This is a genomic window from Lysinibacillus sp. IITD104 (genome assembly GCF_036698265.2).
Classification (GTDB): Bacteria; Bacillota; Bacilli; order Bacillales_A; family Planococcaceae; genus Lysinibacillus; species Lysinibacillus boronitolerans.
Map to the genome: position 1 here is coordinate 1,008,506 of NZ_JBAHYH020000001.1, position 26,270 is coordinate 1,034,775.

28 protein-coding genes, 1 tRNA gene and 1 pseudogene are annotated in these 26,270 nt (G+C 36.8%); 15 read left to right on the forward strand and 15 right to left on the reverse strand.

Features of this window, described 5'->3' with window-relative positions; genetic code table 11:
- The first annotated feature begins 66 nt into the window (after positions 1-66).
- Genes V1L66_RS05160 through V1L66_RS05175 form a run of 4 tightly spaced genes read left to right on the forward strand, consistent with a single transcriptional unit; the run spans position 67 to position 4,035 of the window.
- A complete protein-coding gene (locus V1L66_RS05160; RefSeq protein WP_333003647.1) occupies positions 67-1,323 on the forward strand; it encodes a hydroxymethylglutaryl-CoA reductase, degradative in 1,257 nt (418 codons plus the stop codon).
- Between the two features lie 3 nt (positions 1,324-1,326).
- Positions 1,327-1,767 (forward strand): hypothetical protein, encoded by a 441-nt coding sequence (locus V1L66_RS05165; RefSeq protein ID WP_048394316.1) that lies wholly within the window; start codon positions 1,327-1,329, stop codon positions 1,765-1,767.
- A complete protein-coding gene (locus tag V1L66_RS05170; protein WP_333003646.1) occupies positions 1,764-3,119 on the forward strand; it encodes a tripartite tricarboxylate transporter permease in 1,356 nt (451 codons plus the stop codon). Before V1L66_RS05165 ends, V1L66_RS05170 begins: the two co-directional genes overlap by 4 nt.
- A gap of 19 nt (positions 3,120-3,138) precedes the next feature.
- Positions 3,139-4,035 (forward strand): hydroxymethylglutaryl-CoA lyase, encoded by an 897-nt coding sequence (locus V1L66_RS05175; protein ID WP_333003644.1) that lies wholly within the window; start codon positions 3,139-3,141, stop codon positions 4,033-4,035.
- A gap of 143 nt (positions 4,036-4,178) precedes the next feature.
- Here the strand turns inward: V1L66_RS05175 and V1L66_RS05180 are convergent, their stop codons facing one another.
- Positions 4,179-4,910 (reverse strand): helix-turn-helix transcriptional regulator, encoded by a 732-nt coding sequence (locus V1L66_RS05180; protein ID WP_333003642.1) that lies wholly within the window; start codon positions 4,908-4,910, stop codon positions 4,179-4,181.
- A 130-nt stretch (positions 4,911-5,040) separates the two neighbouring features.
- Between V1L66_RS05180 and V1L66_RS05185 the strand changes: the two genes are divergently transcribed.
- The 3 genes from V1L66_RS05185 to V1L66_RS05195 all read left to right on the forward strand — a co-directional run bounded on the left by V1L66_RS05185 (position 5,041) and on the right by V1L66_RS05195 (position 10,351).
- Complete coding sequence (locus V1L66_RS05185) at positions 5,041-6,501, forward strand: amidase (protein WP_333003641.1); 1,461 nt, start codon at positions 5,041-5,043, stop codon at positions 6,499-6,501.
- Positions 6,502-6,635: 134 nt separating this feature from the next.
- Positions 6,636-7,922: an MFS transporter gene (locus V1L66_RS05190; protein WP_333003639.1), complete on the forward strand. Its 1,287-nt coding sequence runs from the start codon at positions 6,636-6,638 to the stop codon at positions 7,920-7,922.
- Positions 7,923-8,122: 200 nt separating this feature from the next.
- Positions 8,123-10,351 (forward strand): 5'-nucleotidase C-terminal domain-containing protein, encoded by a 2,229-nt coding sequence (locus V1L66_RS05195; protein WP_333003636.1) that lies wholly within the window; start codon positions 8,123-8,125, stop codon positions 10,349-10,351.
- Between the two features lie 151 nt (positions 10,352-10,502).
- Here V1L66_RS05195 and V1L66_RS05200 read toward each other — a convergent pair whose 3' ends face one another.
- Both V1L66_RS05200 and V1L66_RS05205 read right to left on the reverse strand, forming a co-directional pair.
- On the reverse strand, positions 10,503-10,943 hold the full coding sequence (locus V1L66_RS05200) for a cell wall hydrolase (RefSeq protein WP_004228176.1): 441 nt from the start codon (positions 10,941-10,943) through the stop codon (positions 10,503-10,505).
- 134 nt (positions 10,944-11,077) lie between these two features.
- On the reverse strand, positions 11,078-11,632 hold the full coding sequence (locus V1L66_RS05205; RefSeq protein ID WP_048394329.1) for an ECF transporter S component: 555 nt from the start codon (positions 11,630-11,632) through the stop codon (positions 11,078-11,080).
- A gap of 178 nt (positions 11,633-11,810) precedes the next feature.
- On the opposite strand from V1L66_RS05205, the gene V1L66_RS05210 reads away from it, so the two are divergent.
- Positions 11,811-12,659: a pyridoxamine kinase gene (locus V1L66_RS05210; protein ID WP_333003634.1), complete on the forward strand. Its 849-nt coding sequence runs from the start codon at positions 11,811-11,813 to the stop codon at positions 12,657-12,659.
- A 34-nt stretch (positions 12,660-12,693) separates the two neighbouring features.
- Here V1L66_RS05210 and V1L66_RS05215 read toward each other — a convergent pair whose 3' ends face one another.
- Positions 12,694-13,239 carry a DinB family protein gene (locus V1L66_RS05215; RefSeq protein ID WP_333003633.1) on the reverse strand — a complete coding sequence of 182 codons (546 nt, stop codon included), beginning with the start codon at positions 13,237-13,239 and terminating at the stop codon, positions 12,694-12,696.
- Between the two features lie 108 nt (positions 13,240-13,347).
- Here V1L66_RS05215 and V1L66_RS05220 point away from each other — a divergent pair, with 108 nt between their 5' ends.
- On the forward strand, positions 13,348-13,845 hold the full coding sequence (locus V1L66_RS05220; RefSeq protein ID WP_333003631.1) for a GNAT family N-acetyltransferase: 498 nt from the start codon (positions 13,348-13,350) through the stop codon (positions 13,843-13,845).
- 973 nt (positions 13,846-14,818) lie between these two features.
- On the opposite strand, the gene V1L66_RS05225 is transcribed toward V1L66_RS05220, so the two are convergent.
- From V1L66_RS05225 to V1L66_RS05265, 9 genes are all read right to left on the reverse strand, one after another.
- Entirely contained in the window at positions 14,819-15,742 is a 924-nt protein-coding gene (locus V1L66_RS05225; protein ID WP_333003629.1) for a S8 family peptidase, read from the reverse strand.
- A gap of 510 nt (positions 15,743-16,252) precedes the next feature.
- Entirely contained in the window at positions 16,253-16,702 is a 450-nt protein-coding gene (locus V1L66_RS05230; protein ID WP_054786593.1) for a hypothetical protein, read from the reverse strand.
- A gap of 2 nt (positions 16,703-16,704) precedes the next feature.
- On the reverse strand, positions 16,705-16,932 hold the full coding sequence (locus tag V1L66_RS05235) for a hypothetical protein (protein ID WP_333003628.1): 228 nt from the start codon (positions 16,930-16,932) through the stop codon (positions 16,705-16,707).
- Positions 16,933-17,159: 227 nt separating this feature from the next.
- Positions 17,160-17,411, reverse strand: a complete 252-nt coding sequence (locus V1L66_RS05240; protein ID WP_016993735.1) for a hypothetical protein — start codon at positions 17,409-17,411, stop codon at positions 17,160-17,162.
- 363 nt (positions 17,412-17,774) lie between these two features.
- The gene (locus V1L66_RS05245; protein ID WP_409072213.1) at positions 17,775-17,981 is read right to left on the reverse strand and encodes an IS3 family transposase; all 207 of its coding nucleotides are present in this window, start codon (positions 17,979-17,981) and stop codon (positions 17,775-17,777) included.
- A gap of 97 nt (positions 17,982-18,078) precedes the next feature.
- A complete protein-coding gene (locus tag V1L66_RS05250) occupies positions 18,079-18,246 on the reverse strand; it encodes a DDE-type integrase/transposase/recombinase (RefSeq protein WP_409072243.1) in 168 nt (55 codons plus the stop codon).
- Between the two features lie 361 nt (positions 18,247-18,607).
- Positions 18,608-18,796 (reverse strand): hypothetical protein, encoded by a 189-nt coding sequence (locus tag V1L66_RS05255; protein WP_333003626.1) that lies wholly within the window; start codon positions 18,794-18,796, stop codon positions 18,608-18,610.
- A 5-nt stretch (positions 18,797-18,801) separates the two neighbouring features.
- Positions 18,802-18,975, reverse strand: a complete 174-nt coding sequence (locus V1L66_RS05260; RefSeq protein WP_016993736.1) for a YvrJ family protein — start codon at positions 18,973-18,975, stop codon at positions 18,802-18,804.
- A 40-nt stretch (positions 18,976-19,015) separates the two neighbouring features.
- A tRNA-Cys gene (locus V1L66_RS05265) sits at positions 19,016-19,086 on the reverse strand.
- A 131-nt stretch (positions 19,087-19,217) separates the two neighbouring features.
- On the opposite strand from V1L66_RS05265, the gene V1L66_RS05270 reads away from it, so the two are divergent.
- From V1L66_RS05270 to V1L66_RS05280, 3 genes are all read left to right on the forward strand, one after another.
- Positions 19,218-19,460, forward strand: coding sequence for a glutaredoxin family protein (locus tag V1L66_RS05270; RefSeq protein ID WP_333003621.1), 243 nt, complete (start codon positions 19,218-19,220; stop codon positions 19,458-19,460).
- Between the two features lie 252 nt (positions 19,461-19,712).
- Positions 19,713-20,195 (forward strand): sigma-70 family RNA polymerase sigma factor, encoded by a 483-nt coding sequence (locus tag V1L66_RS05275; RefSeq protein ID WP_333003619.1) that lies wholly within the window; start codon positions 19,713-19,715, stop codon positions 20,193-20,195.
- Between the two features lie 3 nt (positions 20,196-20,198).
- Positions 20,199-20,399, forward strand: a complete 201-nt coding sequence (locus tag V1L66_RS05280) for a hypothetical protein (protein WP_333003617.1) — start codon at positions 20,199-20,201, stop codon at positions 20,397-20,399.
- Between the two features lie 237 nt (positions 20,400-20,636).
- On the opposite strand, the gene V1L66_RS05285 is transcribed toward V1L66_RS05280, so the two are convergent.
- Positions 20,637-21,536, reverse strand: coding sequence for a 3-hydroxyacyl-CoA dehydrogenase (locus V1L66_RS05285; RefSeq protein ID WP_036078675.1), 900 nt, complete (start codon positions 21,534-21,536; stop codon positions 20,637-20,639).
- Between the two features lie 493 nt (positions 21,537-22,029).
- Here V1L66_RS05285 and V1L66_RS05290 point away from each other — a divergent pair, with 493 nt between their 5' ends.
- Entirely contained in the window at positions 22,030-23,091 is a 1,062-nt protein-coding gene (locus V1L66_RS05290; RefSeq protein WP_312124111.1) for an S-layer homology domain-containing protein, read from the forward strand.
- A 40-nt stretch (positions 23,092-23,131) separates the two neighbouring features.
- Here V1L66_RS05290 and V1L66_RS05295 read toward each other — a convergent pair whose 3' ends face one another.
- On the reverse strand, positions 23,132-23,818 hold the full coding sequence (locus tag V1L66_RS05295) for a zinc transporter family protein (protein ID WP_244905038.1): 687 nt from the start codon (positions 23,816-23,818) through the stop codon (positions 23,132-23,134).
- Positions 23,819-24,032: 214 nt separating this feature from the next.
- Here V1L66_RS05295 and V1L66_RS05300 point away from each other — a divergent pair.
- A pseudogene (locus tag V1L66_RS05300) lies at positions 24,033-24,205 on the forward strand (glutathione-dependent formaldehyde dehydrogenase); the annotation flags it as partial.
- A 282-nt stretch (positions 24,206-24,487) separates the two neighbouring features.
- Complete coding sequence (locus V1L66_RS05305; protein ID WP_036078669.1) at positions 24,488-26,176, forward strand: FAD-dependent oxidoreductase; 1,689 nt, start codon at positions 24,488-24,490, stop codon at positions 26,174-26,176.
- Positions 26,177-26,270 lie beyond the last annotated feature (94 nt).

Genomic DNA, 26,270 nt, shown 5'->3' on the forward strand with positions numbered 1-26,270 from the left:
AATTGGTGTAATGTTATTCAACTAAGTTGAATTATATTACACTTTTTTAATTTTGGGGGTATGGGGATGACTTCACGTATTAAGGGATTTTATTTACTTTCAGTAGAAGAGCGAATTAAGTTAATCGCTGAAAAATCAAATTTAACCAAAGAGGAAGTTGAAGCTTTAAAAAGTGGAATTTCATTAGAGCTTGCTGATGCAATGGTTGAAAATGTTATTGGACATATTTCAGTGCCTCTAGGGGTAGCGGCCAACTTTAAGGTGAATGGCAAAGAGGTATTTATTCCGATGGCTACGGAAGAGCCATCAGTAATTGCTGCGGCTAGTAATGCGGCCCGTGCAGCATATGAGTTAGGTGGTATTTTTACTTCCAGCTCGGGCACAGTTATGCGAGGACAGATTCAGGTATTAAATATTGAGGATCCTCATGCAGCGAGGGCGAAAATTTTTGAACATAAAAATGAGATCATTGAGCATTGTAATGAAAAAGATCCAACGTTAGTCAAGTTAGGCGGTGGAGTGAAGGATATAGAAGTGCACTTAATCGACACAGCAAAAGAAACAATGGTTGTCGTCCATTTAATCGTTGATACGAAGGATGCAATGGGGGCAAACGCTGTCAATACGATGGCGGAATCTGTGTCACCATTAATCGAACGTATTACAAATGGGCGAGTTGTGCTACGGATTATTTCAAATTTAGCAGATAAGCGTATTGTTCGTGCGCGTGGTGAATTCTCGACAGAAATGCTCGGGGGGATAGAGATTGCGAAAAATATTGTAAGTGCTTACGAATTTGCAGATGCTGACCCGTATCGGGCTGCCACACATAATAAAGGGGTTATGAATGGTATTACTGCTGCAGTATTAGCATCGGGTAATGATACACGTGCTGTTGAGGCTGGTGCTCATGCCTATGCTGCTCGTTCTGGTAGATATCGTTCTTTAACAACGTGGGAGTTGAATAAAGCAGGCAATCTTGTTGGTACGTTGGAATTGCCATTAGCTGTTGGTATTGTGGGAGGGGCTACGAAGACTCATCCTGTTGCAAAAGCAGCGCTAAAAATTATGGATGTGCAAACAGCAGAGGAGCTAGCCAGCTACATTGCCGCAGTAGGATTAGTAGAAAATCTAGCAAGCTTACGCGCACTTTCAGCAGAGGGTATTCAATCTGGTCATATGCGTCTGCATGCGAAAAACTTGGCTGTAATGGCTGGGGCAACAGGCGATATTATTGATCGAGTTGTGCAGCAGGCGGTAGAAGAGAAGGATTTCCGTTATGATCGTGTTTTAGAGATTACAAACTCTCTGCGAGGTGAATAATACATGGCGAATACTCCATACAATGAGCAAAAAAATGTAGAGGAAAAGAAGTTTATTGAAATTTTAGGAGACACGGTTTCTGGCAATCAGTTAATTATTTCAATTATTTTAAGCGTTGCCGCAAGCTTTTTAGGCTATCAGTTTGGTCAGTGGGTTTTTCCGAAGTTTGCAGACCCTCAGATGATTAACTCTTATTCACTGTTAACAGGAATCACGGGAATTCTGATTGTTGTCGCTATTAATACGATTCTTTTTAAACCAAAGCGTATTTTAGTAGAGGATGAAGCATCTAGTCATTCTTTAAAGGAAGCATTTGAGGATTTACAGATTGATATAGACGAGGAAATACGTTTAATCGAGGAAGATCCGGTGACAAAAAAAGAGCTTGAGGATTTTGGCATTCTTTCTAGCTTACAAGGCTTGAAAGGAGCGGATAAAAAATGAGTATTTATGTAATAGCTCTTTTATTTGCACTTCTTGGTGCAGCAATCTTTACTATAATTGGACTTATTTCAGGTACAGATGAAACAGCAATTATGGTACCCATTACATTGTTAGTTATTTTGCTGGGAGCGCCTCCTGAAGGGGTATTCGCCTTTTTCATGGCGGGCGTATTAGCTAAGCATTTAACACATGCTGTCCCAACTGCGTTATTAGGCATTCCAGGGGATACAACGGCTGTACCATTGATCGATCATGCCAATACATTACGCCGTTTAGGCATGCCGCACGTTGCACTACGTAAAATGATTTCTGGCGGTGTTATCGGTGCATTTATCGCCCTGCCAACCGCTGTATTGTTAGGTCAGTTTTTAGGTCAATTTGCCGACTTTTTTAAATCTTCATCAGGCATCATTTTTACACTTGCCGCAATTTTAATCGCATTCTTTTCAAAAGGAAAATGGGCAAGTATTTTAATCATTATTCCATTTGCATTTTTCATTAAAGCTTTAGATAGCGTTAGCTTTGCGATGCTGGATAAACATTTAAGTATTACATTCTTTTTAGGAATTGCGATTGGACCGATGTTTTGTAATATTTTAATGGCGGCTTCTTCTGTTGCTAAAAATGATCTAGCACGCAATAAGCCAAATCAATATAATCTTGCTCCCGAAACGAAATCATGGAAAGGCTATTTCCCGAATCCATTTAAAATTTTATCGAAAAGGCAGACCATTTTTACGAGTATTACAACGTTTCTTTCCTCCCTTACATTTGTCTTCAGTCCTGTCGGGATGACGTCATTGATGGGAGAAATTGTAGGCTCTCGTACAAAAGGTGCCTATAAGAAATCAACAACGAGTCTTACTGTTATGAATGGTGTAACGGAATCGACATATATAGCTGAAGCGATTATTCCATTAATTGCATTCGGTATTCCGTTAAGCCCAGTAGCACTTGGACCAGCATCACCATTATTTAATGCACCACCGATTTTTACAGTAGATCCAGTTAACAACCTACACACGCTAATGTCTTCATGGGACTTTTTCATTTTTGGGTTAATCGGTATTAGTGTAGCCGCTTTAATTGCTTATCCATTTGCGATGAATTATGCACGTAAAGCATCTGTATTAGTATTGAAATATATTAGCCAGGAAGCAATCGTAGCCATGTTCATCGGATTAGCATTTTTGCTTGCCTATAACGAGGCACAATTGCTAGGAGTAGTGCTAACATTTACAGTCGCAACTGTTGGTGGTTTATTAAATCGTATTTTAGGTGTAGGGGCTGGTGTGCAATTCATGGTATTCTACGCATCAAGCTGGATTATGCTACAGCTGTTCGGCATTTAATTAAAGGAAGTGTATTTTGATGAACTTACCAAAAGCAGTGGAGATAAGAGAAGTAGGTCCTCGTGACGGCCTACAAAATGAGAAAATTTTTATTCCAACTGATTTGAAAGTGCAATGGATTAACTTAATCAGTGAAACAGGTGTCCGCCATATCGAAGTATCCTCTTTTGTTAGTCCCAAGTGGATACCAGCTTTAGCCGATCATCATGAAGTATTTGAGCAAATCACACGTCATGAAAAAATAACGTATGCAGCTCTTGTGCCTAATTTGAAAGGGGTAGAAGGAGCCATTCAACAAAAGGTTGATGAAATTGCGTTATTTATCTCTGCCTCTGAGGAGCATAATCAAAGTAATGTAAACGCTTCAATTAACCAATCTTTACAGAACTTAAAAGCTGTAGCTGAAGCAGCAAATCGTGAAGGTATATCGTTAAGAGGCTATATTTCAACTGTATTTGGCAGTCCGTTTGGTGATGAAGTAAAGCTTCAAAAAGTAAGGGAAATCATTGATGCCTATCTAGCAATGGGCGTTTCTGAAATTTCACTAGGCGATACAATTGGGGTAGCAGATCCTGTACAAGTAAAGGCTATTTTATCAGAGCTGCTCACTCAATATGATCGTGATTTATTTGCCCTTCATTTTCATGATACGTATGGCCGTGCTTTAGCCAATATATTTGCAGCACTTGAGCTGGGGATTACAAAATACGACAGTGCTATTGGAGGTTTAGGGGGGTGCCCCTATGCCCCTGGTGCAAGCGGCAATGTGTCAACGAATGATTTAGTAAATTTCCTGCATCGTTTAGGCATTCAAACGAATATTGATGAAGAAAAACTATTTACCGCCACACGATTTTTACAGCAGGCAATAAATAGACAGCTTGATAGTAAAGTGTATAAAGTGCAAAGTAATTAAGTAAAAGAGCGCCTCTATAGTTAGAATTAAAATGAGAACTGCCCCACCCAATTGGTGGGGCATTTTTTACTGAGGAAAAATAGTTTTATGCCAATTAATCAGCAAATTAATAATACTACCTTTGAATTCAATAGATGACCTTATTAAACATGATCACTATACTTCAAACACTTTGCCAGCAGTTGGGTACGATTGGTTACTTGAAACCTTCTATATAGGTTTTGAAGGTGTTTTTTAATTGTATTTTCACTGACGAATAATTGCTTGGCAATATCTATGTTTTTCAAGCCTTTGAATACAAACTTTAAAACTTCTCGTTCTCGATCTGTCATTTCCAACACGATGGAGGGCTGTGAAAAGTGATGTAAGGAATACATGTTTTCGATATTTCTTTTCAAATACACTAACTTTAAAATATCTTTTTCATTAAATAGCTTCTCTCCTGTTTTCCTTAAAAAGCCAATAACGGCTACGAGCTTATTGTCTATTCTTAAATACATGGCCATTTCATCTTCATAGCGATTTTCTTTCAAAAAAACTTCTTTATAGTGGGTTTGTTTTTGCAGGCACATAACTTCATTCCTATTCATTAGCTGAATGGAATGCTGTGTATTTATATTTTGAGGGTGTAATGGATCAAAGTTTTTATATCTTTGTAAATATTCATTAATCGTATGACGCTCTATATTAAAAAGCACAGGGGCGGTTAACTCATTATTTGCTATTTCCCAAAATAACATATGGTGATAGCCGAGATGCTGACTTATTGTATGCAATAGTTCATGTTTAAACCCTTCATTACTTTGTTTCACATTCATATTTGAAATATGATAGCTCGCTTTAAGAATGTTTTCTAAATCATTTTCTAAAAACATGAAAACACCTCATTTCTCTATTATGCTTTTATATTCTACTTAAAACAGAATTATCCTTTTGGGTAATATCTTAAATTTAGAATATTCAGTACATTATAGTTGCAAGATTACTATTATACGAGGTGAGAATATGAATTTACAAGAGTATGCATCATATGACGGTATTGGGTTAGCAGAGCTAGTAAAATCAAAGGAAGTAACACCACAGGAATTAAAGGAGCTAGCGTTAGAAGGAATAAAAAAAGTCAATCCATCCATTAATGCAGTTGTTAGTGTGTTAGAAGAGCAGGCTGACAAAGCAATTGAGAAGGTTGATGAAAATGCGCCGTTTGCAGGTGTTCCGTTTTTAATTAAAGAGCTTGTGTTACATGCAGAGGGTGTTCCGCATAGTATGGGGAGTCGTATTGGAGAAAATACGGTTATACCCGTCGATAGTGAATTAATGGCGCGCTTTAGAAGGGCTGGCTTGATTTTAGCAGGTACTACGACAACACCTGAGTTTGGCTATAATGCAGCGACTGAAGCGGTTATTTATGGTGCAACGCGCAATCCGTGGAATTTAAATCATAGTCCAGGCGGTTCGAGTGGAGGGTCAGCAGCCGCTGTGGCAAGTGGTATTGTGCCAATCGCTCATGCTAATGATGGCGGAGGTTCTATTCGTATCCCCGCTTCCTGTAGTGGGTTAGTGGGATTAAAACCAACACGGGGAAGAGTTCCAGCTGGTCCATTCAATAGTGAGCCTTTAAATGGTATTGCCATTGAGTTCGCTGTGACTCGTACAATTCGTGATACAGCGGTGCTATTAGATCAAGTAGCAGGTCCTGACTTAGGGAGCTATTCCAAATTAGAGGTAACACATGCACCGTATGGACAACTTATCCAGGAAACAGTGCGCCCGCTAAAAATTGCTTGGACAACTGAAACAAATTCTGGGGCATTTGTCGATCCGGAATGTATAGAAGCGGTTCATAAAACAGTTCAAGTATTAAAAGAACTAGGACACGAGGTAGTAGAGGCGCGTCCGAAATATGAACAAGCATCATTCACAAAGGCGACGGTCGATATTTGGACAGCGAATATTTATCAAATGATTAAGGGGGCTGCAGCGGGAACTGGTAAAGCAGTTTCTCCAGACTATATTGAAGCCGCCATTTGGAAATGCTATGAATATGGTGGTCAATTAAAGGCGGCTGATTTATTGGAAGCTATTCATACAAATGCAGTCGTTTCTCGTCAAGTTGCAGGCTTCTTTGAAGATTATGATATTTTATTGAGTCCAACTATTGGCACACTTCCTGCTAAAATTGGTGAATTAAATGCCAACAATCCTAACATTTCGGCTGTTGAATGGACAGAGCAAATTTTCACGTATGCACCGTTTACAAATTTATTCAATGCTACAGGTCAGCCCTCCATATCATTGCCTTTAGCAGAAAGTAAATCAGGTCTACCAATTGGTCTACAAATGACAGGTAAGTTTGCAGATGAATTGACGTTATTACAGCTAGGTAGACAGCTAGAGGAAGCAATGCCTTGGAAAGACCGTCAACCAGCAGTACATGTCAGTGAACAGCCTCAGCCAGCAGTATAATATAGCATGAACGCACTTAGTGTAGACTGGGTGCGTTTTCTTTCTGTCGTAATTTTCAAGCTTCCTCAAAAGCAGGTTTTATCCTGACCTCGAACTCATATACATAACATAAAAGCTAATAGGAGTAGTGATTATTGGACAAACAACAACATAAGTACAGATGGATTGTGTTTGTTGCTGTATTGTTTACCTATTTGTTAATGGCAAGTCAGCGAACTGCTCCAGGGTTAATTACAGATCAATTGATGGAGGATTTTGGGGTAACGGCTTCGACAATTGGCTTATTGACGAGTATTCAATTTTTTGTGTACACGAGTTTGCAAATTCCAATGGGGATTCTAGCTGACCGATTTGGGCCAAACCTTTTCCTCATCATTGGTGCCACCCTTACAGGTATAGGAACGATTCTTTACAGTCTAGGTACACATGAATTCATTCTATTCTTTTCTAGAATACTTACTGGTGTAGGAGATGCCACCATATGGGTGAATATGGTGCTTATTTTGGCACAATGGTTTCATAAAAAGGAGTTTGTACGATTAATTGGCTTTGCAGGTATGACAGGGAGCTTAGGCTTCTTATTGGCAACAGTGCCTTTTGCTACATTGATTCTTTTATTAGGTTGGCGAATCACCTTTTTCTCTACAGGACTTTTACTATGCTTATGTGGTGTACTTCTTTATTTTGTGCTCGTACAAAACACAAAACGCATCTTTTCAAAGGAACCAGTCTTCAAAACTGAAGAAATACAACGTGAAAAAAGCTCCAGATTATTACGAAGAATATTTTCAAGCAGGCAAGCATGGGCTTTATTTTTTTGTCATTTTGGCGTTGTTGGCGGGTATGTTGGCTTTATTAGCTCGTGGGCAGTACCATATGGGATCAATATGTATGAGATGTCACGGTCAGAGGCTAGTCAGCTAATTATGATTGGTCTAGTCGGAGCACTAATAGGAGCACCCTTAATGAGCTGGATTGCTGGCTGTTTAGGTACAATTAAGAGACCCTATATTGTAGTGCACATTGCGGTTTTAGCGAGTTGGTTTGCCTTTCTTTTATTGAAAGGGCATCCGTCCATTTTCATGCTCATTGTCCTGTTCTTTATCATCGGCTTTGGCTATGGTGCAAGTGCTTTAACCTTTGCGGCAGTTCGTCAAACTTTCCCTTTAAATGAATCAGGCATTGTTTCTGGGTTTGCCAATACAGGGGGCTTTCTAAGTGCCGCATTGCTACCCATTATTTTTGGGTATATTTTAGATTACTTTCAAGCTGCCACAGGCAATGTAAGTGATGGGTACTACTATGGCTTCATTTCGCCTGTTATATTCTCCTTCATTGGTTTGATGGGAGTATTGTTATTAAAGGAAAAACGTGTGAGAGTGGCTGTAGCATATCCAGATGAATCAAATAAATCCTATTAAAATAGGGATATTGGACGGGAGTGAAACTTTTGTTGAATATCGATTTTCTATTGCTTTTTCCTCTTTAATCACGCTAATATCTGTTAAATTTATGAAATTATATTACTTTTATGATAGATTTTACCTGGTTAGACATCTCCATAAATGCTACACTGATTAGGAATCTTAAAATTCAGAATAAAAAGGGAGAAAACTAGGAAATGAATCAATTGAAACAAGTTATAACAATACTAAGTATGGCTGTATTGATTCTGGCAACAGGAATTGTCTTTACACAAACGCCTGTCAATGCACAAGAGGAAGAGGAAGAGAAAGATATTCATATTACACTCCTGGCTACGTCAGATATTCATGGCCGCTCTATGCCTTGGGATTACGCAGTGGATGGACCAAATCTCACAGGAAGTTTAACGCAATTATATACAATTATTAAAGATATCCGTAAAGATCATCCGAATACCATCCTATTGGAAAATGGAGATTTAATACAGGATAATTCTGCAGAATTGTTCAATGACCAGCCGCAGTCACCAATGATGGTGGCTGTTAATGAAATGGGCTATGAAGCTTGGACATATGGTAATCACGAGTTTAATTTTGGTTTGGATGTATTAGATAAAGTTTCCAGTCAATTTAATGGAGCAAGACTTGCTGGGAACGTTTATAAAGAAAATGGCGAACGCTATTTACCTGCATATACAATTATTGAGCGTGAAGGGGTTAAAATCGGGGTTATTGGCATGGTTACACCTTTGATTACAGAGTATGAGAAGGGGACAAATCATCTTGATGGTTTAGTTGTCAAAAACCCGATAGAAGAGACTAAAAAGGCAGTTAAGGAATTAGAGGGTAAAGTAGATGTCATGATTGGCCTTATGCATATGGGATTGGAAAATGAAAATGGTGTTCCAGGAACGGGTGTGAAGGAAATGGCTAATGCCGTACCAGAACTAGCTGCTATTTTTGCAGGACACAATCATGTACTGATAAATAAAGAAGAAGTGAACGGTGTTTTTATAACAGAGCCTAATAAATATGGAACACATATTTCACGAATTGATTTAACATTTACTCGCCAAGGTGAGAAATTGTTGCTTAAAGAAAAAGATGCTTCAACTATTCCAGTAAAGAATGAAGACGGGACCTTTGTTGAATCGGATAAAGACCTAGAAAAAACGTTGAAGCCATACCATGAGTATGCACGTGAAGATGCTAATATCGAAGTAGCACAGCTTAAAGGAACAAATCTTGTTCCCAAAAATGAAATTAAGGGTATACCAGCTGTACACATCCAAGAAACACCTTTATCAGATTTTTTCCATGAGGTCATGCTACATTATAGTAAGGCAGATGTGGTAGCACATCAGATTGATAATGACAAAGCTTCAGTGGATGTAGGTCCTATTAAGAAAAAGGATATCGCCTATAATTATCAATTTGCTGGTGGAGAAGTATCAGTTTATGAAGTAACGGGCAAAGATTTAAAAGATTATATGGAATGGGCAGTTGGCTATTTTAATAGCACACGAGATGGAGATGTGACGATTAGTTTTGATAAAACGCGTCGTTCCTCTAAATATAGTACGAATGATTATTTCGGAAATGTAAAATATGACATCGATTTAACTGAGCAGCCAGGTAACAGAATAAAAAATCTACGCAAATTAGATGGTACCCCGATTAAGCTAGAAGACAACTTAAAGCTTGGTATGAACTCTTATCGTATGGATTTTCTTGTATCAAAAGGTCAGGCACTTGAAGGGCGTAAGTTTAATATGATTTGGTCCTCTAAAGAAGAAAGTTCCTATGGAGAAACAGGCGGTACAATCCGTAATCTAGCTATTCGATATCTAAAAGAAGAGATGAACGGTGTGTATGAGCCAGTGATCCAACATAACTGGAAAATCGTTGGTGTCGATATGAAATCGCCTGCCCGTGCTGCTGTTGTTGAATTAATCAATAAAGATATTTTAGCCATTCCTACAACGGAAGATGGTAAATATACAAATATAGCATCGATTAATGTTAAAGCTTTGATTACAGAAGAAGAAATAAAAATGCTAGCAACAAAAGCAAAAGTAGATGCTAGCCAATTTACTGGGGTAAAAACGTCAGGTGAATTTTATCAAAAGCTGGTAAAAGCATTGAATAAACCTAAAGATGAGCCAGTAGAAAAACCGGTGAATCCAAGTAAGACAGCACCAGACAAATCGAAGCCAACTATTACTCAGCCAGAATCACTTAAAGGGATTGTTACGGCTTATCACTTAAATGTTCGTTCAAAGCCATCGAACTCAGGAAAAGTATATGGGACAATTTCAAAGAATACCGAAATTACAATTTTAGAGGAAATACAAGGCTGGTATAAGATATCTTATAATAATAAGTCGGGGTATGTTTATAGCAAATATGTAACGATTAAAAAATAAGAGCTAGCATAAGGCTGAAGGAACTAGATTCGCATCTATTCCTTCAGCCTCTTTACATATGGCGATTTATAGTCAATTAACACGTTTGGCTTTGTATTGTAGTAGTACGTTATTAAACTTGTGAATGTAGGTTATTAAAAGTCAAAAAACCTTATCCCATATATACACTGGCACAAGTATCTGGAGCAGGTTCATAAAAGCAATGATTCTTAAATTGTCCTGTAAACGGCTGACCATACCATGTTGGGGGACATGGTGCATATGGATTGAAGTACCAGAGTGCGTATTTTGCTGGATGCTCTCGCCAAAAATCTAAGTTTTGTTTCGCCAATCTTTTTTCCGTTTCTCTCGCTCGTTGGTAAAACATATTGCCTTTTTGAACAGCTTCAAAAGAATAGTTTCCACCTTGTACCTGGTAAATAACCTGCTCAATCGTTCTTACATCATTGAAGTCTAAACAGGACGCCACTGCACGATTTACAATGACATTGCCCACATAAAGCATACCTTGTTGACCTTCACCCTCAGCTTCTGCCCTCATCATCCTTGCCATTAAAGCAACGTCTGCATCACGGTATTTTACTCTTGGCATTTTTCCACCTCCACCTTATAGTATGAAAAAAATCAAGGCTAGTTTCACGTTATCTTGAAATTCATTGTTTCTACATCTCACACCATAAAAAACGCCATCTTTACTGTATTGAACAGCAAGATGGCGTATTCTCATTAAAAGTTCTTTTTGAAGTATGGCGTTTTCTTCAATACAACACATACCGGGATGGCGATAACTAAGCCTACGATGTTTTGAATGACGTCTCCTGGAATGGATGCCAGCGGGGCAATCCAGCTGTTGAACATAATGGCTTGCCCAACATAGTAAACAGCAATCATCACGGGCATTGATACTACTGCTCCTAAAATATTCAACCCAAGATTATCACCTTTATGTCCTTTTGACCAAGCAATTTTACCAACAATGAAGCCTTGTAATGCGCGTGAAATAATGGTTGTGGGTGCCCAAATTAACCAGCCACCTACGATATCGAATAAGCCCATTCCAATAGCTCCAGCAAGTGCTCCTTTTTTTGGCCCAAATAAAATAGCGGAGATAAACAGCATAGATGTTCCTAAGTGGATAAGACCACCTTGCCCTATCGGTAGCTTCAGATTGATAAACATTGTAGCAACGAAAACAAGTGCTGCTAAAATGGCTGTAATGACTAAATCAAATGTTTTTGTACGTGATTTTGTATAGGATGTTGGCCTTTGTATATTTTGCATTTGTCTCTTCCTCACTATGATGAATATTTTGATGATTTTTACTTTAACAAAGGACTGACTATTGTAAAAGTGTCAATTTCATAAAAAAGTTAATGGTCAGATTAAGGTTATTTTCGCAACTTTCTAATTGTGATACGATGAGGAGAGTAAAAGCAGGATGAGTTAGGTGGAATGTATGATGAAAAAAGTTGCAGTAATTCAAGATATGTCGTCCTTTGGAAAGTGCTCGTTAACGGCGGCGATGCCTGTACTCTCTGTGATGGGTGTGCAAGCAGTCCCACTACCAACAGCTATTTTAACGGCTCAAACAGGATATTCAAGCTTTTATTGTGAAGATTTAACATCAAAGATGGACTCTTTCATAGATGAGTGGAGTAAGCTTGGAGCTACCTTTGATGGTATTCACACAGGCTTTGTTACAGGTAAGGAGCAAATCGATAATATATTTCGCTTTTTAGACGTGTTTCACTCAAATAAGACGACGTTGCTTGTCGATCCAGTAATGGGTGATCATGGTGAGGTCTATAAAATGTTTACTGGTGAATTGCTTGATCGTATGAAAGCGTTAGTAAAGTGTGCTGATATTATTACGCCAAATGTTACGGAATGTTGCTTGCTTACAGGTTTATCATATGAAAGGCTACTGAGCTATCAAAATGATACAGATTATATTCATGCCCTTAAGGAGGCAGGTCAGCAGCTACAGCAAGCAACTGGAGCAAACGTCATTATTACTGGTTTGAATCCCCCAGCAGGTGATACGGCCAAGCGTTTTGTAGGGAATATGTTTGTCGATTCTGAGCGGTCTTTTCATAGTATCCGCAACTATAATGGTGAGAGCTATTCAGGAACAGGCGACCTCTTCGCATCCATCATAATGGGCGGCATGATGCGCGGACAAGATTTAATGGAATCAATGACACTGGCAGAAACATTTTTAGCCGCTGCAATTGAAGCTACTTCGAAGGAGCAAGTACCTCGTGAGGCAGGCGTGCATTTTGAAAAGTTTTTACGTATGCTGCTTTAGAAACTATAGAGTGACCTAAAATGTTAGCATCATTTTAGGTCACTTTTCTTTTAACAGCAATCTTATAGTGATGTCTCTCATGAATAGCCAACAATTGAATAGCTTGAATGAGATTAGGATAATGCGCAATGGGATCAGGAAAAACAATGTGTCCTGCAACATCCTCGTCTATATTTTGTACTAACTTTTGCAAAGCAAGTGTCTCGTTGATAAGTAAATGCTCGATATCATAACTGTTTAATACAAAGCGTATTTTCTTAGGTGGAACTAAAATACCTGGTGCTCGCATTCCTTGTCCTTTTTTGGATTGATATTCTTCATAAATATCATGTATTTCAGTAGAGAATGGCTTGTTTCTTCGCATTTTAGCGATAGGCGTGAGGAATAAAAAATATTTGGTTGCTGTGTGGAGCATTTTGAGAATCAAATAAAGGTGATAAAAGTGTTCACCAATGGACCATTTTCCCTCACGTGTTACTCGCCATAGTTCTTCCTGTGAAAGGGAATGAATAGCTGGTAGATAGTGTGCTCGTTGTGCCTGTAACGTACGAAAATGTTTTGACATATTAGTAGATTCCATAGATTTTCAGCTCCTTCACTTCCATTTTAAGGATTACTGTTGGAAAAGTACATCAAATGCCAATTGTTATGACCGATAAATAGGAAAAGTATGATAGGAGGAAAAGGCATGGAAATTAGACAATTAACAGCAGCAGATGCTGAGGTATATAGAGATTTAAGATTAGAGGGATTGCAAACAAATCCAGAAGCTTTTGGCGCTAGCTTCGAGGAAGAAAAGGATTTGTCACTTGAGTCGTTTGCAAATAGGCTCGAGGGACAGGGAACATTTACATTTGGGGCATTTGACCAGGAGGATTTACTCGGTGTGGCGACATTGGTGCAAGCAAATAAAATGAAGCTAAAGCATAAAGCGAGTATTTTTGCCGTTTATGTTTCTTCAAAAAAGCGGGGATTGGGCATAGGAAAACAACTAATGGTAGAGATCATCAATCAAGCGAAGTCACTAGTAGACGTCAAGCAAATTAATTTAACAGTTGTTTCTTCCAATGAATCAGCAAAAGGATTATACACATCGTTAGGTTTTCACGTTTTTGGAACAGAACGAAACGCCTTAAAAATAGGACAGCAATATTTTGATGAGGATTATATGGTGCTGTATTTCTAAAAATGCTAAAAAGCCTTTGAAGTATTCATCTTCAAAGGCTTCAATTTATTATGGTGAGTAGCAATGGAACAATGAAAAGAAAGCAAGGAATAAAAGAATCACCGTGATAAAAAGAATAAGTAAAGCACTAACAATGCCCGCTTTCTTTATAAGAAACCATATACTTAGCATGATAATAATGACCGAAAATGTGGATGCGAGCCAAAATCCAAGAATCCCCAAGTATTCAATCATAATGGGGAATGAATCGTGAAAGTAATTATACGGAATATCTAGCCTAAGAAAAGTGGTCAACAGAAGATCCATAATATCCCCCCATCTACATATTTGTTCTTACATATATGGTATGCAGAAGCATCTTTAAGTCACACGGCAGTACTCCTTAAAACTGCCGTCATTTCAAATCAAAGCTCCTTACAATAATTACCTCAGTGCCTGTTGTCATCGTGCATTCTGTGAGTATGGAGAAATGAAAAGATGCCTTTGAAGGAATTACCCTTCAAAGGCATTCTCTATAGGTCCTTTTTCAAGCTACGCTCAATAAAAATATATACATATAAACAGATAGATAAGAGTAACATACCTAAGCTTATAACAAATAAGCCTATTCCTGACCAACTACCAATGATCAACGACAGAAGAACAATGACCCCGAAGAAAATAAGGGTTAGCTTAGATGCTTTTCTATTATCTTTTATAAGAAGTATACTTATTCCAAATACTAACATATTAGCGAAAAAACCTATCCCAATTGGAATTAGAATACCCATCTCCTTATTCAAATCCTTTCAATACAATATGTTTTTGCTAAATACCAAAGATATAAAATATCAACAACTCTAACTATTTATCACTCCCAAAATAGTAATTAGAAGCATAATGAACTAAAAACAAGAAAAATACTCCCCTTAAAAGGCAGATGTTGATGTTTATCTTTTAAGGGGAATGAATAAATTGCCATTGTTACCACAAATTATTTCAACTGAATAAAACCATTTCCTACCTGATTAATGGAGAAACGGTCCAATGAAAGAGCATGAGTTAATAAGTAGTCATATACATACATTGGAATCAAATGGGGTTCACAATGTTTGATTTTTTTTGTAATAAGTGCAGCTGCACCGGCAACAAATGGAGCTGCCATAGAGGTTCCTGTCAATTCTACATAATCACTGTTTAAATGCGTAGATAATATATTTTCACCAGGCCCTACAAAATCTAAATTAACATTCGTATTAGAAAATTTTGAAGGCGTGTCTGTTTCAGAGATAGAGCCGACTTGAATTACTTCCTTGTAAAAACCAGGGTATGATATTTCGATAGTTGCGCTTTCTCCATCGCCTTGATTACCAGCAGCGGCTACTAATACGATACCTTTTGAACGGGCATATTTTATGGCTTTATGCAATTCTTCATTTGGTTCTGGGCTGCCGAGTGACATATTAATAATGTTTACTTTTTCTCCATTAGGTCCAGTCCAAGTAACGGCATACATAATTGCCTTAATCAAACTCTCAAAGCTTCCTCTTCCTTTACGATTTATTACTTTTAATATAAGAAGTTTACTTTTTGGCGCAATACCTGTGATTCCCTTGCCATTATCAACAGCAGCTAGAATTCCAGATACATGTGTACCATGTCCAAGATAATCTTTAAATATTGAAGGATTACCTTCATCATCATCTGTGAAATTATAGCCATCAATAATATTGTCCTTTAAACTCGGGTGGTCAACCTGAACACCACTATCTAATACAGCAATAACAGATCCTGAACCTTGATCTGTTTCTTGCCACAATTCCCTTGCTCGAATCTTATCTAAATTATCAGGAACTGCATTTAAAACTTTAAACAACTTGACCACTTTTACCCGCTCTAAAATGATTTCATATTTCATTTTGTCATCTCCTTTTAAATAATAAAGTGTTAGAAGGAAGATGATAATAAATAAAAAGGAGAAATTCGCTCAATATTAAACAAAAATCTACCCCTGAAATGTTAGTAAAAGTCTAACATTTTCGGAGGTAGATTAAATTTAATATTTCTCTTATAAAATTGAGTATTCTGTTACTATTATTAAGCAATATTAAAGAATAAATCTTTAGCTTTTTGGACCAATTTTCCCACCTTTTACTAACCAATTCCAATACCTTTCGAAAAACTTCGACTTTGTTTGAAATGCATAAGGTAGTCCAATAAACAACCAAAAAAGAGAAGCATACACCAATAAAAATATAAGTAATCCTATCCATATACCTTTTATCTGAAAACTAATAAAAATGCTAGAAAACATAATAAGTAAATGTATTATAATTATTCTCTTATAGGCTAACAAGAATCTCCCCTCCTATTTTAATTATAACATTATTGGTGGGGAGATATTAACTTTATAACTTGTTATTTCTATTTAGCAAAACCCTAATGATTTACAACCTGGTCCACATGTGATCTTATTTTCGCTAAGGCACACTAATCCAAAAACAGCTGCACAAATAAATGGACACGCTACAGTACCGATTGGAGCACAAGCTACCATACAAGCTGCTGTACCAGCTAAGGTACATCCTAAACCTTGGATAGTGTCACAAACAGTAGTACAGATAGTACAATTTGACCACATTAGATTAAGTTCATTATTTTGTGTAGAAGAACGTAATTCATTGACATCATATAATGGGTTTGTGTGCCATTCATAATCGAAATACTCTCCATTAATCTTAATAGTTACAATTGGGAATAAATTTACTCCAACAGATTGTGTAACTTCGATAACACTTGAATGACCATGGAAATGCGAAACAGCTTTAAATTCTGCGTTTTCGACAGTAAAAGTAATTACTGTCTGAAGTTCTTCCATAACTAAAGTAAGAACTTGTACAGGGTAGTTCCTTTAGTAAATTCTCCGCCTAATGATTGTGTTATTAAAGCTCGAAGATCAGTATACTTAGCTTTAATAGCAGGGTAATGATTTAGTGAGTTGTTGATAAGCGTCTGCACACTTTCATTTGCCAATGCTTTTTCAACTAAATTGTTAACCTCATTTTTCGATAACTCTTTAATTCCTGATTTAGTTTGTTTTTCAGTCATTGTTTTCTCTCCCTTTTAAAGTATTTGAAGCAACATTTAGTATGATGTGCTTCATTACTATGTAAAGTGAAATACAACTGGAGATTTAAACTGCATTTTTAAATTTTTTTCAGGAAATATAAATTAAACCTATAAAACGAACTTATATGCTTTTTAGTATAGCTATTCTTTGTAGACTATCATAAAATTCCTATCATTCTGACTTTTAAAGATAAACTTTGCTTCTTTTAAGGTTTATTAAATCCATAAAAAGCCATTAGATAAATCCCGATAAACACTACTAATATAAACGAATTAAGGACAACTAAAATCATACGAGTGGGTCCCTTTATCCCTAAAATAGCAAATATTAGTCCTGAAATTCCTAAAATAAATGGAATTGTTATGCCAATTCCCAGAATATATTGAGGAGCCAATCCAATAAGAAATGTTAAAAACAAGAAAATTATTGATAAATACGTAAAAATTTTTCTTTGCAAATAGCACCGCCCCTTTGTATGTAAATGAAGGTTTGACTTTATTACAATTATACCACACGTGTTATTTACAGTTTTCATCACATCGAATAAACCATTCCTTGCCTGAAATCAACTTTGCCTTTTTTTATTTATAATAGTCAGTACTTAAAGATTATGAAAAAACCTTATTATCGACATTACATAATAATATAAAAGTTGCTCCATAAATGTTGATTTCTTGTTATTCGACTGTATAAAAAGTGGTATGGTATGAGATGCGGTAGTAGAATTACATTTAATTATCCTCAATTCCATTTTGCTAATAATATTTCTAATAGCATTTTTAATAGGGACATTTGGATTTAAAGAAGCTTAAATCACTTATTAATAATTAAAACTCATCAATGGACTTATCTCTGCCAAGTAGACAGCATTAAAAAAGACTAAGCAGCCATCTGGTGTCGATATTGTATCGGTGCCAGATGGTTTGAGTCGTTTTTGGAAACGTTGGTAGTTATAAAAGTAAATATATTCTTCAACTGCTTGTATAATTGCCTCATCTGAATCCGCATGTAAGAGAGATACAAACACTCGCTTTTGAAGTGTGAGAAAAACGATTCAATGCAGGCATTATCATGGCAGTTTCCTTTGCGGGAGTGGCTACCAATCATGCATGTTGCTTAATATGCTACTGGTATTTAGTTGATGTGTACTGGAATCTCTGATCCGAATGAAGGATGCTTCTATACAAGTTTCTTTTGCTCGTTAACTCATCCAACGTATCTAATACAAGCTGTAAATTATTTCGTTTACTGATTTTCCAAGCAACGATTTCGTTGTTGTATAAATCTTGTATGGCGGATTAGTAGAGTTATCCATTTTTCGATGGTAAAAACGTGATATCTGTGACAAATACTTCGTTCGCTACACGATCCGAAAACTGACGGTCCACGACATTATCAAATACATGAGAAACGCGATTTTCATACACGGCGCTTCTTTCGAATAATGGAATGGACGCCTAAAACAACTTGTAATTTAAATTCATTCGAATACGTACGATTTTTTCTTTGCATATAAAAATCCCTTTTAAGTAAAATGTTATCTACAGCGTACTGTAGTTTTTTTTACATTGTCTACTTAAAGGGGATAAAATCACAAATAAAATTAGTAGTTCTTAACCCAAAACTATTTGTTGGATTTATTTTGTTAATAGATCATGTTTCATTAGCATGAATCTGACAATATTCCCACAATAAATTAGAAGAAATACTGGCATTTTGAATAAGATTTATTAGTAAATCGCGTTCTTTTGGGGACAGACGATCACCCGCTAAACAATTTGTATAAAATGATTGAACTTCTCTTGCTTTACAGTAACAGGCCATTAATTTTTCAATTTCCATGTGGATTACCCTCCTTTCTTGTAATTAAGAGATTTTATAACTTCAGATAACTCCATGATGACAGCCTCTAATTTATCTATTTTCCTTTCAAAGCGAATGAACAGGTAGACTGTTATGGCAATAGGGAATCCAAAATTTCCTATTAGGCTAATCCAAATTGGAACATTTTCTGGTGTCATAATGTAAATTACCTCCCTCTTACTCCAAATTAGTAATATAAGGTGATACTCGGATTCGAACCGAGGATCCAGGTTTTGCAGACCCTTGCCTTACCGCTTGGCTATATCACCAAAATTGTAACTGTACTATGTAAAGAGGATTCTTCTGTAATAAAAACAACCTTCCTGTAAAAAATATTATTTTGTCATGGTTTCATTTCTTATGTTTAAATCCTCTTTATAGAAAAAAGGAGGTCTATAAGGTGAAGTATGATATAACGGTATATTCAAGTAATGGTTGTCAATATTGCGTTAGGTTAAAGGAGTGGTTAGAAGAAAATAATATTACTTATATTAATAAGGATATTAATGAAGAGCACGTATTAATGGAGTTTAAGCAATTTAATAGTAGCGCTATCCCATTTACTTTATTAGTCAGTGATAATAAAGTAGAGAGAATTACTGGTTATCAGCCAGAAAAAATAAAAGCTATATTAGATATTTAAATAAGTTGGATTAAATCACCTTTTTTGTATAAAAGGTGATTTTTTTCACCCTTTTTAAGAACGTTTGTTCTTATTTTGGTTTATAATATAGATACAACATTCACTTTATAAAGAAAGAAGGCGGATAATAGGAGGGATTATTAAATGAAGAATGATAAACAAAAAATAGAGGAATTTTTCTATAGAAATAATGAACAGGTTAACAATCCGATTGTTAAAAGCTTTTTGTCAGATCCCCAAAATCTTTATTAAGTGCAAAAAGCGATCTTATATCCAACTGATTTGAATAAGAAGCTCGTTGATGAATCTTTTCAATCTCACTATATAAATGTTAGGAAGATCAAATATGTTAGTAATTTAATTTATTTCTTTAGTTTAGATTTTGATAAAAAAAGAAGAAGACTGCAAAAGCGATCTTTATTAATTTTAGATAAGGGATTATCAGAGGAAGGGGAGACGACCCTAAAAGAGCTAATAGAAGATACACGCAATGAAAATGGTCTAGATCATTTAATTGGTGGAGGTTTATTGGACAATATAGAAGATGTACAGCTCTTAAAGTCCTTGCAAAAACTAACGGTAAAACAGCTTCAAATTTTAGAGATGATTTATGTAAAAGAGCTTTCTATAAAAGAGATAGCTCAAATATTAAAAACAACTCCCCAGAATATATCTAATCATCATAGAAAGGCTTTAAATAAACTCAATCATTCACTCAGAAAAAAGGAGGAATAAATTATGGGAAATTTAGAAAATAAAAATAACGAAGAGACTCTAACAATAATTGAGAATTTCATCCCAAAAATTAAACATTGTTTACACAATACGGACTATCATGAAAGGGAAGACCTAGAACAAGAAATTAAATTAAAAATTTTAGAAAAGCTTGCAACAGTAAAATTTCAAGACGCCCCTAGTTTTTGGGACTTCTTCCTGTGAAAGCTACCAGTCGATTTTTCTATTCTGGTGTTCGAGTCGGAAATCTGATGAACTTCTTTTGTAAAACTGAGCATTTCGAGTAGGCGCCAGATTACATATTGTTAACAGAGCTCGTTCCTACATGCGTGATAGAATAAATTACGAGTCTTATCTAAAGTTCGGATTGTCACTACGAACATTGGGAAAGAAAAAAAGATGCACATAGTAAAAGGTACTATGTACATCTTTTTATATTGATTAGCCTTTTAGGAAGTCTGGTTTTGCGAAGCTTGGGTTTGGATATGTGTAAAAGCCTTCCCCTGTTGCACGGCCAAGTTTACCTTTTTCGATGTACTCTGTTTTTAAGAGGTTAGCTAATTTTTTCATGTTTTCATCGCCAGTGGCAGTTGCTTTCGCTTCCACAATATTATAGGCAGTGTTAATGCCAACGATGTCTAGAATAGCAAATGGTCCAAGTGGAGCGCCTGTACCAATCATCCATGTTTTATCGATTGTTTCTGGATCAGCCACTTCTTTTACAAGTAAAGATTCAGCTGCATCTAAAAACGGAACTAGTAATGAGTTTAAAATATAGCCAGGTTGCTCTTTATGCAATGGTAGTGGTACCATGCCGATAGCGCGCGCAAATTCAACAACTTCATCAAACACTTTCATATCTGTACCAGGGTGTTTCATAATTTCCGCAGTATTGTTTTTCCAGATCGTATTAGCAAAGTGAAGAGCTAAAAATTTCTCAGGACGGCCAGTTGCTTCAGCAAATTGGCTTGGTAGTAAAGTAGACGAGTTTGTTGCAAAAATTGTTTTTGCTGGTGCTACTTTTCCAAGATTCGTGTAAAATTCTGTTTTAATACTCACAACTTCAGGGATTGCTTCTATAACAAGATCAGCATTGGCAACGGCTTGAGCCAGGTCACTGTTAAATGAAAGACGTGCATAGGCTGCATCCACTTCTTCTTGTGTCGCACCTAAATCTTGTTGATACAATGGTTTTAATTTTGTAATACGATCCTGTGCATTTTTTAACGCCTCGTCGTTTATGTCATACACTGTTACATTAAAACCTTTGAAAGCAGATTGATAAGCAATTTGACTCCCTAATACACCACTACCTGCAACTGTAATGTTTTGATAATTCATCGAAATTCCTCCTTTGAAATTGTTACATTAATATAATAGTGTGGATATGTAGATAATCCTTCGTTACAATCCCATACTACTTCTACCTACGAATAAAAATCAAATGAAAGCCTCTGATATTATATAAATATAAAGTTATCTGAAAGAAGTTTCTTTTCAAGTATGTACCCACCCTTACAGAAATATAACAAAGAACAGCCTTTAAGCTGCCCTTATTTTAGAGATAGTTTTCCATGGTAAACATGTCCCCAACATCAGGGGCCTCGTTAGACAATGTTTGACTTTATATCTAATTACATATGTAATTGTGGTAGATGACATTGAGGAATTTGTTCTTCTGTTAAACTAGTTTCAAAATCAAAAGTAAAATAGGAAAATTATAATGTGTTAAAAATAGGTCTTTTATATAATTATTGTATAATTCCCATATTTTTATAGATTTATAAACTGTTGTTTTAGTACACTGAATCTATGAATCGAAGGGGGAAAAACAGTGAAGAAAATAATGTTAGCTGGTGCACTGAGTATTACATGTTTTACAGGAGGGTTTGGTGGACAGGCATATGCACAGGATGTAGTAAATGTGGCAAATATAATTCATCCAAAGCAGAATGTTGCAGCCACTAGTCAGTTACAAGCCATGCCCTATCAAGATATTTATAAATTGCTTTTGTTATCTAAAATAGGCTTTGAAAATAACGAAGTGTCGATTGTTACAACAAAAAATAGTATTACAGTAAAAATTTCATTAGAGGCGATCCTTCAATCATACAAAGATGGTACAAACCTCTATCCAGAGGGAGAAAAAGAGTTTAAGGAAAACTATGAAGAACTGAAGAAGTTATTTGGGCATGCGATTCAAATAAAAATTACACAAACTAGTAATGGCTACAAGAGTGAGGTATATACAGCTGGCAAATGGGAAGCAGTTAGTGCAGAAGATTTAAATGATATGGTACAGGTATTTGCTCGTGCCGACGTTGAGTTAAAAGCAGGTGGATATTTCAAGGATGCTATTGGTCATTGGGCTGAAAGCTATATTCAGTTTTTATATCAAACAGCTATCATTAATGGAACAACGGCTACTACGTTTAATCCAAATGGACAAGTGACGCGAGGAGAACTAGCGGCTATTATTTTCCGTGCATCTGGTTTAAATGTCAATGAAGATTATGAGGGTCCTGCTTCTTATACTGATCTTAATGGTTTCTGGGGGGCTAAGGAAGTAGCGATTCTTGAAGAGTATGGCTTAATCGATATTTTCAATGGTGAAAAATTTGAGCCGAAAAAGCCCGTTACACGAGAGGAAATGGCCTATATCACTGCTAGGTATTTAGAAGGTATGGAAGTGAATGTTGCGCGAGTGAGCAAAAACAATTCATTCACTGATAAAAATCAAATGCGTCAAGAAACAGTAGAGGCAATTGGTCTATTACAACATCTAGGTATTTTAAATGGTACGAATGGTAAGTTTAACCCAAAAGGCAATCTTACTCGGGCAGAGGTTTCAAAAATTTTAACCCTTACCTTAATGCTAGTAAGTGAAGAAGAATAAAAGAGGAAAGGGATGTCTCATGTGCAGAGACATCCCTTTATTATTCAACAAGTATATGGAAAATATAGCTTAGGAAATAACCTAGAAAGAGATACATAAAAAATGCTTTAAATGAGACTTTCTGTAGCTGATGCAAAATGAATTCAGAAATACTAGCTGTAGCAATCAATCCTATCGAAATGCCCATTAAAATCCCTTGTGCTTTATCTGGTAAAGCCCAATACTGACCAAACCAGATGAAAATACTAAAGAAAATGGAGAAGATGAAGAAATAAATGAAAAGTCTCCAAAGCCTTTCACCTTGAGAGATGAGTGCAGTAGATAAAGCAAATCCCTCTGGAACATGGTGAAGAATAATGGAGGCGGTGAGAGAAATACTTAATGCAGCATTTCCAAGTAAATTTCCAACAGTGAGACTAATAGGTATTGTATGGATAATCATAGCTAGTGTTAATAGAGAGACCGAGGGATTTTGTGCATGAGAAGCATGAAATAAGGTATCTAGTAGTTGAAAGATGAAATAACCAACAAAAATACCTAATATAACTCCGAAAGATTGATAGATTTGAAAGGAAGAAGGGATGATATCTAGCACAAGTAAGCCTACTAAAAAACCTCCGCACAATAATGATAATCCCTGTGTCGTATGCTGAAATAGCTTAGAGAAGATCCAGGCAATTGCGCCCCCAATGCTCACACTGAAAAATAGAAAACCGCCAAGTATCATTGCACTCACCTGTAAAATTCCTCCGCCCTATCATCAACTTAATGTCTTTTTCAAACTATATGCTAAGTAGAAATGAATATGCTTGACATTGATTTGCCTGCATAAAAACGATAATGACAAAGATGTGCATACTGCAGGTTAGAGAAGGAAAGAATAGAGTCGAAAATCTATGCTTTTTGTGATGATACTATGCAATGGGAGTGTTGTCGTTGTCGTGAAGGCTGTAACATATCAGGGAATTAAAGATATCCAAGTTAAAATGTAGAGGGTCCAACTATTAAAGAGAAGGACGATATTATTGTGCAAATCACTTCTACTGCTATTTGGAGATCTGATTTGCATATTTACCAAGGCGCTATTCCTTCACAGAAGGATTATGTAATAGGTAAGAACTGATGTGAGGGTGACCGTGTCATCTTGCCTTTTAAAGTATCGTACCATTACACATCAATTGCCATTAGAAGAAGCAAGTAAAGCCTATAAAATATTTAGTGGACGGGAAGATAACTGTATAAAGGTGATTCTAAAACCTTAAACGGAGCATCTAGGCTCCTTTTTTTGTGGAAAAATAGGGAATGGTTTAAATTGACTGAATATTGGTTTAAATCCATACTTTTTAATAGAAAGGCCAGATTCATCGATTTAGCTCATATAGGGAGGAATGGTTGAATGAAATGGGATGCTAGTTATGATGTAGTAGTAGTAGGCTCTGGTGCAGCGGGATTGACAGCAGGTTTAACAGCAAAGTTACAAGGAATGAAATCATTAGTGATTGAAAAAACAGATCGCTATGGTGGTGCTTCTGCTATTTCAGGCGGTGCCTTATGGATTCCTAATAATCATATCATTAAAGGTGCAGGTGTCCCAGATACACATGAACTTGCACGCCAATATCTAGATTCTACAATCGGTGATCGTGTGCCAGAAGGGCTAAAGGAAGCTTATATTACGAGAGGACCTGAAATGTTGCGCTTTTTATACAATAAAACAAAGCATATGCGCTTCCAATATGCAAAAGGCTACTCGGATTATTATCCAGAAAAACCTGGTGGCTTATCACAGGGACGCGCCATTGAACCACTTATTTTCGATTTAACAAAAATGGGCTCTTTGGCAAATTCGATGCGTCGTGCAACTCTATCAACAAAAGGCTTCACGATGAATAGCTACGAGTTTCATAAGGTGAATATGATTACACGGACGCTAAAAGGTAAAACTACAGCACTGAAATTAGGAGCGCGCTTAGTCAAGTCAAAGGTGACTAAGAGCGATCCGGTAGCATTAGGAGAAGCTTTAATCGCACGTTTACGCCTTTCCCTAGCAGAAGCAAATGGTGAGCTTTGGCTATCAACTGCATTTAAAGATTTCATTATGGACAAGGGAAGAGTAATTGGAATAATTGTGGAACGAGATGGGCAAGAGCTTAAAATTGAGGCAAAGAAAGGTGTTGTACTGTCATCAGGTGGCTTCTCACATAATCAAACGCTTCGTGAAAAGTATTTACCAAGCCCTACGAATGCCGCATGGACTTCTTCTCCAGAAGGACAAACAGGTGACATCATTGAACCTGGCTTAAAAATTGGTGCTACGTTGGATTTAATGGATAAAGTGTGGGGAGCACCTTCTGTTATTGATCCAAAAGGACATCCATTCTTCCTTGTGGCAGATCGAGGCGTGCCCAATATGATTGTAGTGGATAGCACAGGGCAACGTTTTGTCAATGAAGCGGCTCCCTATCATGAATTCGTGGATACGATGTATAAGCATCAAGAGACCACAAAGCAGGCGGTTCCTTCCTGGATATTGATTGATGCTTCAGCTAAAAGCCGTTATATTTTTACGGGATTGTTCCCAGGACAGGCCTTCCCGAAAAGTTGGTTTGAGCAGGGAGTCGCAAAAAGTGCGAAAACGATTGAAGAGCTTGCTAGACAAATGGATGTGCCAACGGAGAGCCTAGTCGCGACGGTGAATCGTTTTAATGACTTTGCGCGGAACGGACATGATGATGATTTTTATCGAGGAGATAGTGCCTATGATAATTACTACGGGGATCCGACACTGCCAAATCCAAATTTAGCAGAAATCAAGAAAGCGCCATTCTACGCATTACGTCTTTATCCTGGAGACATCGGCACGAAAGGTGGCCTCGTAGTAGACGAATATGCTCGGGTAATAAAGGAGAATGGTGAACCCATTGAGGGATTGTATGCTTCTGGCAATTGTTCAGCGTCTATCATGGGGGAAACATATCCAGGCCCTGGCGCAACCATTGGACCTGGTATGACATTAAGCTATGTGGCGACAGCACATATGGCCAATGCAGTGACAAAAGATGAGGTATCTCTTGTAAACGTATAAATGAAACATAGCTCTTCCTTTCTAATAAGGAGGGGTTTTTACGTTGTTGTAATGTTCTAATACTTTCTTGCTAGGAATATAGTGGCTACTAAAT

Bases quoted from the DNA above. Each gene is read 5' to 3' on its own strand.
- V1L66_RS05280 (WP_333003617.1), top strand. From the start codon at position 20,199: ATGGGAAATTTAGAAAATAAAAATAACGAAGAGACTCTAACAATAATT.
- V1L66_RS05255 (WP_333003626.1), bottom strand. From the start codon at position 18,796: ATGGAAATTGAAAAATTAATGGCCTGTTACTGTAAAGCAAGAGAAGTT.
- V1L66_RS05195 (WP_333003636.1), top strand. From the start codon at position 8,123: ATGAATCAATTGAAACAAGTTATAACAATACTAAGTATGGCTGTATTG.
- V1L66_RS05305 (WP_036078669.1), top strand. From the start codon at position 24,488: ATGAAATGGGATGCTAGTTATGATGTAGTAGTAGTAGGCTCTGGTGCA.
- V1L66_RS05215 (WP_333003633.1), bottom strand. From the start codon at position 13,239: ATGGAATCTACTAATATGTCAAAACATTTTCGTACGTTACAGGCACAA.
- V1L66_RS05220 (WP_333003631.1), top strand. From the start codon at position 13,348: ATGGAAATTAGACAATTAACAGCAGCAGATGCTGAGGTATATAGAGAT.
- V1L66_RS05200 (WP_004228176.1), bottom strand. From the start codon at position 10,943: ATGCCAAGAGTAAAATACCGTGATGCAGACGTTGCTTTAATGGCAAGG.
- V1L66_RS05210 (WP_333003634.1), top strand. From the start codon at position 11,811: ATGAAAAAAGTTGCAGTAATTCAAGATATGTCGTCCTTTGGAAAGTGC.
- V1L66_RS05235 (WP_333003628.1), bottom strand. From the start codon at position 16,932: ATGACTGAAAAACAAACTAAATCAGGAATTAAAGAGTTATCGAAAAAT.
- V1L66_RS05285 (WP_036078675.1), bottom strand. From the start codon at position 21,536: ATGAATTATCAAAACATTACAGTTGCAGGTAGTGGTGTATTAGGGAGT.
- V1L66_RS05160 (WP_333003647.1), top strand. From the start codon at position 67: ATGACTTCACGTATTAAGGGATTTTATTTACTTTCAGTAGAAGAGCGA.
- V1L66_RS05260 (WP_016993736.1), bottom strand. From the start codon at position 18,975: ATGACACCAGAAAATGTTCCAATTTGGATTAGCCTAATAGGAAATTTT.
- V1L66_RS05225 (WP_333003629.1), bottom strand. From the start codon at position 15,742: ATGAAATATGAAATCATTTTAGAGCGGGTAAAAGTGGTCAAGTTGTTT.
- V1L66_RS05170 (WP_333003646.1), top strand. From the start codon at position 1,764: ATGAGTATTTATGTAATAGCTCTTTTATTTGCACTTCTTGGTGCAGCA.
- V1L66_RS05165 (WP_048394316.1), top strand. From the start codon at position 1,327: ATGGCGAATACTCCATACAATGAGCAAAAAAATGTAGAGGAAAAGAAG.
- V1L66_RS05175 (WP_333003644.1), top strand. From the start codon at position 3,139: ATGAACTTACCAAAAGCAGTGGAGATAAGAGAAGTAGGTCCTCGTGAC.
- V1L66_RS05295 (WP_244905038.1), bottom strand. From the start codon at position 23,818: ATGATACTTGGCGGTTTTCTATTTTTCAGTGTGAGCATTGGGGGCGCA.
- V1L66_RS05230 (WP_054786593.1), bottom strand. From the start codon at position 16,702: ATGGAAGAACTTCAGACAGTAATTACTTTTACTGTCGAAAACGCAGAA.
- V1L66_RS05185 (WP_333003641.1), top strand. From the start codon at position 5,041: ATGAATTTACAAGAGTATGCATCATATGACGGTATTGGGTTAGCAGAG.
- V1L66_RS05180 (WP_333003642.1), bottom strand. From the start codon at position 4,910: ATGTTTTTAGAAAATGATTTAGAAAACATTCTTAAAGCGAGCTATCAT.
- V1L66_RS05205 (WP_048394329.1), bottom strand. From the start codon at position 11,632: ATGCAAAATATACAAAGGCCAACATCCTATACAAAATCACGTACAAAA.